Raw genomic sequence first — 12,740 nt, 5'->3', positions numbered from 1 at the left:
CCGTCCGCGCCCTCGGCGACTTCGAACCCTTCGACATACCCGACAGCCAACACCCAGCCACCCCCCGCCGTCCGCCGTTTCGACGTCCAGTCAGCCCAAATCGCTACATGCGAACTACGGGGCTAGGGGCCGGGCACACAAATGCCCGGCCCCTAGCCCATCAGACCACGCACAAAGCTCGATTCAGCCGCACCCGCCGCACACAACCAACGGCAACAACGACAGAAAGACGCCGACACCCGCGGGACGCGCAACTCGTCCGCCTCCCGAAACGGCGGACACCACCCCACGCGTGACAGAGCGACGGCGCGTCCAAACTCGTACCCCCAGGGACTGTGCACGACCCTCCGGCGAGTTACCAGGTTGATGACAACATGAGGTGAGTGTTAGCCTCGAACGACGCCGCCAGCCCCACCAACTCCGCGATCGCCACGCCCTTCTGCGCCACGGTGAAGTCCGCCGCCCCGTGCAGCGCGGCTACAACGCCACGGCAGGTGTCCAGCAACTCGCTCATGCCGGGAGGACATCTGCGCCCAGCGCTGCGCCAGCAGCTCGTAGGACGCACCCTGATACGCCGTGCCCATCTGCCGTATCGTCATCGTCGCGTCCTGGTGCGCCTGCTCGATCCGGCCGGCGAACTCCTCGATGTACCCGGCGACCTCCCGCACCGCGTCCTCGTTGATCATCGGCCAGTCGATCCCGATGAACTGGAGGAACTGCACCACCTCCATGGGCGGATCAAGCGTCATCGCAGACCTCTCCCCCTCATGCGAGCACGCTCAGCGAGCAGGCAGTGACTGTATCAGAGGTCGATTACTGGATGCCTGCTGCGTGCCCTGCCGACTGTCGAACACCTCGCCGCAAGGAACGTGCACACCGACCCGATTGCGCGCGATGATCGAGACCTTTGGCTCCGGCAACGCTGGGTCTGCACCGCAATCCGTGGCCTGATTGTCGTTGCGCACGCACCACAGCCGCCTCCGGGCGCGGCTGCCGCGTCCGGAGCCCCAGGAAGGAGTCATTCACCGTCACGTGGGCTGATGCTGATCACCTCGACTTCGATGCCGGTCCCGTTCAGGAGGTCGGCGGTCGTGGCAAGCGCGAGCAATGCGAAGGGAGGCAGGGCCTCGGGAGTGACCGGGCGATCGTGCTCGTGCAGGATGGCGAAGACCATCTTCGTGGGGACGAAGTCCGGTGGGATGGTGCGGCCGTTACCGTGCTGCGCGACGAGCGCGGCGAACTCGGCGCGGGCGACGGCGTGGCCGGTTAGGGCCTGGGCTGCGTTGATGCCCTGCCAGAACAGGTGGCTGAGGGGTTTGGCGCTCGCTGCCCGCTTGATCAGGACGAGGGTGTCGTCTGCGGCGAGTCCGTCGCAGATCTCCAGGGTCCCGGTGGTCGGGCGAATCGGGTTGTGGATCGTCTTCTGGTCCAGGTTGACGTACCCGCCGATGCGGCCCGGCAGGGTGAGGCAGTAGTCCTCTTCGCGCGGGTGGTCCCGTCGGTTCCAGCCGGGCAGTGTGAGGGTGGGCTGCTGAGGGAATAGGGCGCGAACGCGGGCGCGGCGGGCGTCGAGGTAGCCGGCGTCGAGTTCATACCAGTGCCCTTCCATGAGGGCGAAGCGGCGGGACCGGACCGGGGTCTCGACTTCCAGGCACTTATACGGGGCCAGGGTGGCGAGCTTGTCCTTGCTCTTGTGGTCGCCGTAGAGGTCGATGGTGCCTCGCTTGAGCGCGGTGATGCGCTTGCCGGGCGGCTGTAGGGACGCGCGCCGCACGATCTCGCCGACGCGGGGTTCGGGGGTGGTCGTGGCCGAGGACGCCGAGCCGATGCGCAGCCGGAACGATTTCGCGTCCTGCCAGGCTTGCTGGTGTTCGTCGGGCGCGATGAGCGTGATCCCGGTGGCGCTGCCGCGGCCGAGGCGCGCGTCGAGGTCGTCTTCGAGATGGGAGAGTATGGCCGTCTCGGTCACGGGCTCGATGTGGTCGATGATCTCCAGGCCCGGGGCGGGGCTCAGCTCCCGCAGGACTCGCGCGATTTCACGCACGTCCGCGATCAGGTCTGCGCCGTCCAAGCCGAAGCGGGCGCGCAGGCCGACGCCGCCGTGCAGTGTCACCGCGCGGGACCGGTTTCCGGCGCAGGTCAGCTGGAAGTCTCCGGAGACCTTTCCGCCGAGGTTGCGGACGATCTGAAGCTCGGAGTGCACGCTGAGCATCCACCAGGGCGCGCCGGCGGCGACGTGGGTGATGTCGGTGCGCCCGCCCGCGCCCAGGCTGCGCCGGGTGAAGGTGTTCACCTTCTCGGTGTTGATCGTGCGGGCCACGAATCGCAGCCCGAAGCGCTGGTCCTTCAGCTCGTCGGGCACGAGGCGGTGGCCGTCGCCGTATACGAGCACGTACAAGTCGCCGTCCACGGCGAAGACGAGCAGGGCGCCGGATTCCTGGTGCACGCCCGTGACCGGCAGTCCGGTGGTCACGGACGCCTGCTCACACCAACTGGCCCGCAAGACGGGCCATTGGGCCTGGATAAGCATGGCCGGCACGTCCGGGCCGTAGTCCGGGAATCCGATCTGCGCGCCGAGGTCATCCAGCAGCGTCGCGTCGAAGAGGTCGAGGATGTCGTCGACGTTGGGCACGGTGCGCTGCAGCTTGTACAGGGTGCGGATGTCGCTGGTGGTGCGTGGGGTGGGCATGGGTGGCCCCCTTCGGCGTGAACCAGTAAAGAGAATCGGCCTCGTGCAGGCCCGGCGTCCGGCTCGCACCGCGATTCGCGGTGCGAGCCGGACGCGACGGTCGCGTCGGGCGGCGTGTGGGTTACGCGGCGAGCTACCGCGTCCGGCAGGTCGGGCGCCACGTGCCGCGGTCGGTCCGGTGACGGGATCGAGAGCGGGACCGGAAGCGGACGCAGGTCGGGCGGGAGTTCACGACAGACTCCACTGCGCGGTGGCGCCGAGGCCGGCGTCCAGCGAGTACTGGATCCGTGCCGGGGCGTCACCATTGGGCATCTGGAAGACGATGTAGCCCAGCTGCGTGTCGCCGGGCGCGATGTTCACCGTGGAGGCCAGGCCCTGGCCGGCCGAGGTCGTCGTGAGCATGATTTCCGGGTCGTAGGACTGCCCGGCGGCGTCCAGGACCTTGGCCTCCAGGTACGGGTCGTCGCTGTAGGCCCCGGTGCCCGAGTCGGTGAGGCGGAACTGGACGGCGATGTAGTGCTTGCCGGCGTCCGGCGTGGAGAAGCCGTCGGTGGCCGAGACGCCGGAGGTGGCGACCTTCACCAGGGTGACGGTGAGCTTGTCGCCGGCCCGGTCGCCGGCGAGCGTGATCGAGTCGCCGAGCTTCGCCGCCTTCGAGCCGGTGGCTGCGGCGTCGGCCGTCGCCGTCGCAGTGGTGGTGATGGCGGCCGTGGTGTGGGTTGTGTCGGCCGAGGTGTTGACGTTGCCGGTGGACGGCATCGCGCAAGCTCCCGCGGTGACGGCCAGGCCGGCGGTGACGAGAGTCATGCCCATGGCGCGGGTGGTGCGGAGGTTCGCGCGCAGGTTGATCATTACCACTCCCTTGGTGATCAGCGCCGGCTGTTCGCGGCGTGTCCACACCATGGAGGCAACAGCGCTTACACGCATAGCTCATTTGGTGTTAACGAGGGTTAACAAAGATCGCGAATGCACAGTTCGCCTCGAATCGTTAGAGTGCTGAATTGCCGCGCAGCTGTCGAGAGCCAGGACGCGCGCCTAAGATGCCATGGGCCAAAAAGGGAGGACCGACGTGCACGACGCACCAGGCCCGGTCGGCGCCTCCGGTCTGATGACACTCGCCGAGATCTCACAGTTGGCCGGGGTCAGTCGGCCCGCCGTCACGAACTGGCGGCGCCGGTTCCCGGACTTCCCGGCGCAGATCGGCACGGACGCCGCGCGGCCGCAGTTCGACGCCGGGCAAGTCACCGGATGGCTACTGGCCCACAACACGCTCGGCCACGCGCAGCCCTCGGAGCTGCAGTTCGAGGGCGCGCTGCACTCGCTCGCCGCGTACGCCACGCAGTTCGAGCCGACTCGACTGCTGGAGGTCACCAGCGCTCTGCTTTGCCTGCGCGCCCTGGATGACCACGACGAGCCGCTTTTCTCCGCCGGCGACGGTAGCGCGGCCGGCGACGCAGAGTCCTGCGAGCGCGCCTGGGCTCGGATCGTCGCGCGTGCACGGGAGGAAGACGAGGACGACGAATTCCTCCTCGGCGAGATCGAGAGCGCCGACGCGTCGACGGTCGCCTTGGCCCGCCTCGCGGACTCGTTGACCGAGGCCGCGTACGGCCCGGCCAACGCACACGAAAAGCTGCTGGCCGCACGTCACCGCCTGGGACTCACCGAACTGACCGTGAACGCACTCGCCCCGCAACTCACGCTGCTGATCGCGCAGCTCTCCGGCGCAGAGGCGCACGCCAGCAAGCATCAGGCCGTAGCGTTCGCCGACTTCCACGCCGGCGCCGGGGATGTGCTGCAGGCGTTGGCCGAGAACGCCGGACCCGAGGCCCGCATCCGAGTGCTCGCCGCCGAAGCCGATCCCCTACGGGCACGGCTCAGCCGCCGAAGAATGCTCATCCGGGGCGTGGACTACATGGACCTCGACGTACAAATCGGCACGGAGATCCAGCGCGACCTGGCCGAGCCGGATATCGCCGTGATCTGCCTACCGTACCGGGTCGGAGAGCAGCGCGACCCCGCATCCGTCTTCGCGCAGATCCGGCGGGTGCTGGACGAGTCCGGGGACACATGCGCCACGACGATCGTGCTCGGACCGGCCGACGCGCTCGTCGGCCCGCTGGCCCCGATGTCGCAGGCGGAACGCGAACGCCAGCGCCTGCTCGACACAGGCCTGGCCGAGGCCGTCGTCCGCTTGCCCGGCGGCATGATCCCGTTCCGCCCCGGCTACCACAGCTCCCTGTGGATCCTGCGCCGAAACCCGGTACCGAAGGCCCGTGGCAGGGTACTGCTGTGCGACGTCTCGGCGCAGGCACTGACCTCCGAGGTGACCCGAAAGCTCACCGAGGACGTACGGCACTGGCGCGCCGCGGGCTACGACCCGGCCGGGCACAGTCCCCGCAGCGGGGCACCGATCGACATCCGAGAACTCGCGCAACGCCCAGGGGCGCCGCTCGACCCACCTCGCAAGCCGTCGGTCTACGAGTGGGTGCTCGGAATCGACGAGCGAGTCCAGGCGATCCGGCAGGCCGAGGCACAGCTGGCCAAGCAGGAGACACAGGGCGCGGGCAAGCGCGGCCCGCTGCGCGGCGTCGCCCAACGCCGCACCGACCAGGTCCCGGCGAGAACGACACTCGGCGCGCTGATCACAGCCAAGCGGATCGAGGTCATTGCGGGGCTGCGACTGGACGCCGCACATCTCGCGCCGGGCGGCAATCACGCCGTGATCGGCACCGCGGAAGTGGCGGGCCGCGCCGAGGTCGGCGAGCGGCACATCGATCTGCTCACGCTGACGGCGAATTACGGACACGCCCAGCTGACCCGGCCCGGAGACCTCGTGGTGTGCCTGAATGGTGACGTGACGGTTCTGGTGGACGAACAGGGCGCGAATGTCGTCGAGTTCCCCGCGCGAGTGCTGCGGATCCTTGAGCACCGTCGAAACCCGCAGCCGACACCCCGGGTTCTTGCGGCGCTCCTGGAGGCCGCGCACGGCACCGGGCGAGCCGGAACCGCGGTGCGCGCGGCCCGGAAACTCGAGGACTTCGAACTGCCGCTGCTCAGCACACGCGACATCCAACACTACGACAGACTGTTGAAAGACCTCAATGATCGACGAGCGCTGATAGCCGGCCAGCTCGCCTCGATCGACCTGATCCACGGCCTGACGAGACGCGGCCTGGCCGACGGAACCCTCACCGTCGGCCCGGCCCCCGCAGCATTCGAACCGAGCGACCGCTAAGCGGTCAACCAGCAACCGCAACCAGCTAACGATCACTTACCGACCGACGACCACCGACCACCGACCACCAGGAGCGAGAAGCAGTGCCTCCCCGCAAACGCGCCACCGCCGCACAGGGCGAACTGTTCGGCGCCACCAGCACCAAGGACATCCAGGACATCATGTGGCAGGCCGCGGACAAGCTTCGCGGTTCGATGGACGCCTCGCAGTACAAGGAATTCGTCCTCGGCCTGGTGTTCCTCAAGTACGTCTCGGACGCGTTCGTGGACCGCCGGGCGGCAATCCGGGCGGACCTGGAGGCCGAGGGCGCGAGCGAGCAGAACATCAAGGACACGCTCGAAGACGAGGACGAGTACACCGGCGAGAACGTCTTCTGGGTACCCGCCGAGGCCCGCTGGGACTTCCTGGCCGAACGCGCGGCCGGGGGCCGGATCGGCGAACTGCTCGACGCCGCGATGCTCGCCATCATGAACGGCAACGCCCGCCTCAAGGGCGTCCTGCCCATGATCTTCAACCGGGACAACGTAGACCAGACCCGCCTGGCCGGCCTGGTCAACCTGATGAACGACGCCCGGTTCACCGGACACGCCGGCAAGAGCGCACAGGACGTACTCGGCGAAGTCTACGAATACTTCCTCGCGAAGTTCGCCGCCGCAGAAGGCAAGCGCGCCGGAGAGTTCTACACCCCGGCAAGCGTCGTCAGGCTTCTGGTGGAGGTACTGGAACCGTACGAGGGCCGGGTATACGACCCCTGCTGCGGCTCCGGCGGCATGTTCGTGCAGGCCGGCAAGTTCATCGAGGCCCACCGCGGCAAGACCCACAAGGCCGACCTTTCGGTCTACGGACAGGAATTCACCGAACGCACCTGGCGCCTGGCGAAGATGAACCTGGCGATCCACGGCATCGAAGGCAACCTCGGCCCGCGCTGGGCGGACACCTTCGCCGACGACAAGCACCCGGACCTGCGCGCCGACTACATCCTGGCAAATCCGCCGTTCAACATGAGCGACTGGGCGCGAAAGAGCGAGGACAAGCGCTGGAAGTACGGTGTCCCGCCGCAGGGCAACGCGAACTACGCGTGGCTCCAGCACATCCTCTACAAGCTCAGCGACCGCGGCAGCGCCGGGGTGGTACTCGCCAACGGCTCGATGAGTTCCAAGCAGTCCGGCGAAGGCGAAATCCGCAAGTCGATGGTCGAGGCGGACCTGGTCTCGTGCATGGTCGCACTGCCGTCACAGCTGTTCCGCTCGACCCAGATCCCGGCGTGCCTGTGGTTCCTGACGAAGGACAAGACCTCGCGCGGAGGGAAACTGTCCGACCGAGCGGGACAGGTCCTGTTCATCGACGCACGCAACATGGGCACGATGGTGGACCGCACCGAGCGGGTACTCACCGCGGAGGACCTGGCGAAGATCGCGGGCGCGTACCACGCCTGGCGCGGCACCGCTTCGGCGAAGGCGGAAGGCGCGAAATACGAGGACGTCGCGGGGTTCTGTTACTCGGCGAGCCTCGAGGACATCCGCAAGCACGACTACGTGCTGACCCCGGGAAGGTACGTCGGCGCGGCAGAGGTCGATGATTCCGATGATGAGCCGATCGCCGAAAAGATCGACCGATTGACGAAGGAATTGTTCGGACTGTTCGAGAAGTCGGCTGAGCTAGAGAAGGTCGTCCGCGAGCAGTTGGGGAGGGTCAATGTCTGAGTGGCGAGAGCGCGAACTCGGCGACCTATGTAACCGAATCACGGTTGGCCATGTCGGTTCCATGGTGGCTGAGTACGTTCCCAGCGGAGTAAAATTCTTGCGCTCACTGAATATCCGGCCTGGCAGATTGGGCTTGGATGGCATTAAGTATATCTCTAATGAATTTCATGCTCGACTAAGCAAGTCGCAGCTCTTCCCGGGAGATCTCGTTATCGTTCGAACTGGCGAGCCCGGCGCCACGGCAATTATCCCGGAAGGATTTGGGCCAGCAAACTGCTCCGATGTGGTAATCGCACGGCCGGGCAGTGGAGTCAACGGGCGATTTCTCTGTTATGCCATCAACGAAACGGCGCATGATTTCGTTCGAGCGCATACCGTAGGTGCGGTCCAGCAACACTTCAACGTAGCATCTGCGAAGAAGCTAAGGATCAGACTTCCGAGCTTGGCCGAGCAGCATGCCATCGCAGCAGTACTCGGGGCACTGGACGACAAGATCGCAGTCAACGAACGCATCGCGGCGACGGCTCGCCAACTCGCTTCCGCCTTGTACGTCGACGCTTGTGCGGCGCGCAGCGTCATCATGTCCATCGAAGGGTTCTCGTCTTATCTCAACCGTGGCCAGTCGCCAAAGTACTCTGACTGCGACAGTATGCTCGTGATTAACCAGAAGTGTGTCCGTGATGGCCGTATCCTCCTTGGCTCAGCGCGAAAGACACAGACAGCGCGAGTGCATGTAGATAGGAAGCTCCGTTTTGGTGACGTGTTAATTAATTCCACTGGTGTCGGGACCCTCGGACGTGTAGGTATTTGGTCTCACGACCTTGAAGCGACAGTTGACTCACATGTCACAATCGTTCGGGTCAACCCAGCTGTCGTACAGCCAATCATTGGCGGCTTCGCTCTACTCGCGGCACAGCCTGAGATTGAGGCAATGGGCGAGGGATCGACCGGGCAAACAGAATTGAGCCGGGCAAAACTGGGAACAGTCAAAGTCCGCATCCCTGATTTTGGCCGTAACGAATTGGCGGCACGGCTCTCTGCGCTAGAGAACAGTTCGAACGCTGTCCTGCAGGAAGTGGTGTCCCTCACCGCCCTCCGCGACACGCTCCTGCCGAAGCTCATGTCGGGTCAGCTCACTGTCAAGCAAGCCGAGTCCGTCGTCGAGGACGTGACCTGACATGTCCCCTTCCCCGACCGGGATGTCCGAGGACGCCCTCGAACTCGTCCTGCTCGACGAACTCGGTGAACTCGCCTGGCCATCGAAGGCCGGCAGAGACATCAGCCCGCGTTCCGGCGAGCGCGAGTCCTGGGCCGAACTGCACATCCCGCACCGGATCCGCGAGGCGATCGCTCGCCTCAACCCCCAGCTGCCCACCAGCGCGGTCAACGACGCATACACGGAACTCGTCACCGCCAAATCACAGGACGCATTCGCGGAGAACAAGCGGGTCCACGACTTCCTGACCAAGGGCGTCCGGATCACCTACACCGACGAGTTCGGCGCGGAGCACTCCCCGACCGTCCGCCTGATCGACTACGCCAACCCCGAGGCGAACGACTTCCTCGCCGTCAACCAGGTCACCGTCAAGGACGGCAACAAGCACTGCCGGTTCGACGTCGTCCTCTACGTCAACGGTATGCCCCTGGTCTTCATCGAGCTGAAGAAACCCGGCGAAGAGGACGCAACCGTCGAGATCGCGTTCCGGCAGCTGATGAACTACCGCAGCGACCTCCCCCTCGCCTACCGGTTCAACCTGCTCTGCCTGGCCTCCGACGGCGTCAACGCCCGCTACGGCACCGCGTTCACGCCATTCGAGCACTACGCGCGCTGGAACGTGGACGAGAACGGCATCCCCGTCGACACCGGCAAGGCACTCGACTTCGGCGGCACGGCCCTGGGCATCTCCCTGCACGGCCTGTTCGAGCAGAACCGGCTCATCGACCTGCTCTCCGGCTTCGTCAACTTCGCCGACACCGGGGACAAGAAACAGAAGCGGATCGCCAAGCCGCACCAGTACTTCGCGGTCACCAAGGCCGCCCGCGCGATCGTGCGCGCGACCCGGGAAGACGGCAAGGCCGGCGTCGTCTGGCACACGCAGGGCTCCGGCAAGAGCGAAGAGATGGTGCTCACCGCCGCACGCGCGATGAAGGGCCCCGCGCTCGGCAACCCCACCATCGTGGTCGTGACCGACCGGCTCGACCTGGACGACCAGCTGTTCAACACCTTCCAGGAAAGCTCGATCCTCCCGGCCGCACCCAAACAGATCAAGACCCGGGAAGCACTGCGCGACGAACTGGCGAACGTGCGCACCGGCGGAATCCTGTTCGTCGTGCTGCAGAAGTTCGGCCGCACCAAGGCCGAGAAGGACGCCAACCTCGACCACCCGCTGCTCTCCGAGCGCCGCAACATCATCCTGATGGTCGACGAGGCGCACCGCAGCCACTACGACACCCTCGACGGCTACGCCAAACACATCCGCGACGCCCTGCCGAAAGCGACGCTCCTCGCGTTCACCGGCACTCCCCTGTCCAAGGCCGACCGCAACACCCGCCACATCTTCGGCAAGTACATCGACATCTACGACCTGCGCCGCGCCGTGGACGACGAGGCAACCGTCCGCGTCCTGCACGACAGCCGCCTGGTCGACCTGCAACCGACCGGTGACCTGACAGCGCTCGATGAAGCCGCTTCGCGCGCCACCGAGGGCCTGACCGAACAGGAGCGCCGGGACGCCGAGCGCGCCGCGATCCGTCTGGAGGACCTGTTCGGCGCGGACGCCCGTATCGCCAAGCTCGCCGACGACCTGATCGCGCACTGGGAGGAGCGGCGCGAACGCATGCGCCCGTTCCTCGACGGCCACAGCGGCAAGGCGATGATCGTCTGCGTGAGCCGGAACGTGTGCGTCAAGCTCTACGACGCGCTACGCGAGCGACGCCCGCACTGGCACGACGACGCGCCCGACAAGGGTCTGATGAAGATCGTGTTCTCGGGCGGCAACAGCGACCCGGCGCACCTGAAGAAACACCTGCTGCGCCCCAGCCAGAGCAAGGCCGTCCAAGCCCGCGCGAAGGACGAGAACGACCCGCTGGAACTCCTGATCGTCTGCGACATGCTGCTCACCGGCTACGACGCGCCGCCGCTGCACACCATGTACATGGACAAGCCGCTACACGGCGCAAACCTGATGCAGGCCCTGGCCCGCGTGAACCGTCGCTTCATGGACAAGCAGGACGGCCTGCTCGTCGGCTACGCGGCGCTGACGGACAAGCTGCACGAAGCCCTCGCGGAATACAGCACCACCGACCACGACGAGCAGAGCGATCCGACGCTCGGCCGGGACATCGCCGCGGCTGTCCGCGAGACGCGCGAGACCCACGAGAACCTGTGCCGGATGCTCACCGGAATCCCGTGGCGCGCCGCTCTCGACCGCGCCGCCCGCAACGGAAAATACATCTCGGCGGTCCTTTTCCTCGTCGACAAGCTACGCAGCCCGCAGCACCCGGACAACCTCGTCGACCCGGGCGATGAGGACCTCGGCACCCGCTTCCGGCACGAGTCCACGAAGCTCGAGCGGCTCTACGCGCTGTGCTCAGCCAAGCGCGAAGACCTGCGCGACCTGGTCGACGATATCGGCTACTTCCACGACGTGCGCGTGTGGATGCTCAAGTTTGACGCGGACGCGAACGAGGCCCGGGGCCTGCCGACCCCGCGCGGTGTCGAATTTCTGCTGCGGCAACTGGCCGCCAAGGCCATAGAGGCCGGCGGCGTCACCGACCTGTACGCCGAGGCCGGCATCGAACTGCCGGACCTAAGCCACCTGGACGCCGCGTATATCAAGAAGCTGCAGGAATCCGCGACCCCGCATCTGCAGGCCGAGGCGCTGCGCCGCCTGGTCGAGGCCCGCATGCGCAAGGTCAACAAGCACAACCTCGTGCGCCAGCAAGCCTTCTCCGAGCGACTCCAAACCCTGATGAACAAGTACCACAACCAGCAGCTGACCAGCGCCCAGGTCATCGCGGAACTGGTCGAGATGGCGAAGCAGCTGCACGCGGACGAGTCCCGCGGCCAGAACTTCACCCCGCCGCTGGGTGACAACGAACTCGCCCTGTACGACGCGGTCGCCGAGAATCCCTCGGCCGTGGACGTGATGGGCACCGATGTACTCGCCCAGATCGCCCGCGATCTCGTCGAAGCCCTCCGCAGGGACCTGAAGACCGACTGGCTGCAACGCGAAGCCGTCCAAGCCAAGCTGCGCAGCACCATCAAACGCCTGCTGCGCAAGTACGGCTACCCGCCGGACAGGCAGCCCGCCGCCGTCGAACTCGTCATCCGCCAGGTCGAGACCTTCGCCGAAGAGTGGAGCGAACCAGCCCACTGACGACACCAAGCGATCAAACAGCAGCTGAAGATACACAGCGATCCTCCGGACCGCCAAGCCGCCGTCGAACGTGTGCTCGCCCAGACGCAGACCCTCGCCGGGGACGGGAGAGTACACCCTGAGTCTTCGCCTCACGATCAGATGATCTTCGGCCTCGGTGACCGACGGCGGCACGGCATCGAGCGGCTGTCCGCGCTGCTGCCGTTGGGTGCAAACCGCGTCACGGGACGGCGCGGCGTCACGGACGCGAACGCTGAGATTCACCCCGGCGGCGTGTTACAGCGCCCTTGATGAGCGTGAGCGGGGCTGTACTCGCGGCGATCTTGTTATTTCCCGGCCTCTCGATCCCGTTTATCTATGAGGCGTCTGCACTTCCGATCGCCTCGCCCGGCCAGCGCCGGGCCCGCACCGCCGCCCCCGGAGGCACCCATGAGCTGCTCCACGCCGTTGCCCGATCCCCGCACCCTGCCGCCGACCCTGGACATCGTCACCGCCGGCCGACTCCTGGGAATCGGGCGCACCACCGCGTATCAGCTGGCCCGCCACGGCCGCTTCCCCGTCCCGGTGTTGCGCGTCGGCGGCAGCTACCGGGTGCCTACCGCGCCGATGCTCGCCCTGCTGGGCATCGATGCGCCCGCCGTCGCCGCGCCGCAGACCACTGCGGCGTGAGCGTCCCGCCCGCGGCCCGTGGAGGTTCTTCACCACACCGGTGAAGAACCTCCACCAGACGGGTT

8 protein-coding genes are annotated in these 12,740 nt (G+C 66.6%); 5 read left to right on the top strand and 3 right to left on the bottom strand.

Annotated elements, in window-relative coordinates:
* Positions 1–386: 386 nt before the first annotated feature.
* The 3 genes from KGA66_RS25145 to KGA66_RS25135 all read right to left on the bottom strand — a co-directional run bounded on the left by KGA66_RS25145 (position 387) and on the right by KGA66_RS25135 (position 3,616).
* Positions 387–749, bottom strand: a complete 363-nt coding sequence (locus tag KGA66_RS25145; protein WP_211471341.1) for a hypothetical protein — start codon at positions 747–749, stop codon at positions 387–389.
* 269 nt (positions 750–1,018) lie between these two features.
* On the bottom strand, positions 1,019–2,689 hold the full coding sequence (locus KGA66_RS25140; RefSeq protein ID WP_211471339.1) for a DUF6119 family protein: 1,671 nt from the start codon (positions 2,687–2,689) through the stop codon (positions 1,019–1,021).
* Between the two features lie 228 nt (positions 2,690–2,917).
* Positions 2,918–3,616: a DUF4352 domain-containing protein gene (locus tag KGA66_RS25135; RefSeq protein ID WP_211471337.1), complete on the bottom strand. Its 699-nt coding sequence runs from the start codon at positions 3,614–3,616 to the stop codon at positions 2,918–2,920.
* Positions 3,617–3,758: 142 nt separating this feature from the next.
* Here KGA66_RS25135 and KGA66_RS25130 point away from each other — a divergent pair, with 142 nt between their 5' ends.
* The 5 genes from KGA66_RS25130 to KGA66_RS25110 all read left to right on the top strand — a co-directional run bounded on the left by KGA66_RS25130 (position 3,759) and on the right by KGA66_RS25110 (position 12,675).
* Positions 3,759–5,924: a DNA methyltransferase family protein gene (locus KGA66_RS25130; RefSeq protein WP_211471336.1), complete on the top strand. Its 2,166-nt coding sequence runs from the start codon at positions 3,759–3,761 to the stop codon at positions 5,922–5,924.
* Between the two features lie 83 nt (positions 5,925–6,007).
* Entirely contained in the window at positions 6,008–7,627 is a 1,620-nt protein-coding gene (locus KGA66_RS25125) for a class I SAM-dependent DNA methyltransferase (protein ID WP_211471335.1), read from the top strand.
* Entirely contained in the window at positions 7,620–8,804 is a 1,185-nt protein-coding gene (locus KGA66_RS25120) for a restriction endonuclease subunit S (RefSeq protein ID WP_211471334.1), read from the top strand. Before KGA66_RS25125 ends, KGA66_RS25120 begins: the two co-directional genes overlap by 8 nt.
* A 1-nt stretch (position 8,805) precedes the next feature.
* Positions 8,806–12,006, top strand: coding sequence for a type I restriction endonuclease subunit R (locus tag KGA66_RS25115; RefSeq protein ID WP_211471332.1), 3,201 nt, complete (start codon positions 8,806–8,808; stop codon positions 12,004–12,006).
* 429 nt (positions 12,007–12,435) lie between these two features.
* A complete protein-coding gene (locus tag KGA66_RS25110; RefSeq protein ID WP_211471331.1) occupies positions 12,436–12,675 on the top strand; it encodes a helix-turn-helix domain-containing protein in 240 nt (79 codons plus the stop codon).
* Positions 12,676–12,740: the final 65 nt, after the last annotated feature.

It is taken from the genome of Actinocrinis puniceicyclus (assembly GCF_018283645.1).
Lineage (GTDB): Bacteria > Actinomycetota > Actinomycetes > Streptomycetales > Catenulisporaceae > Actinocrinis > Actinocrinis puniceicyclus.
Note: the sequence above shows the minus strand (reverse complement) of the source record. Positions and strands in the feature narration are given on the sequence as shown.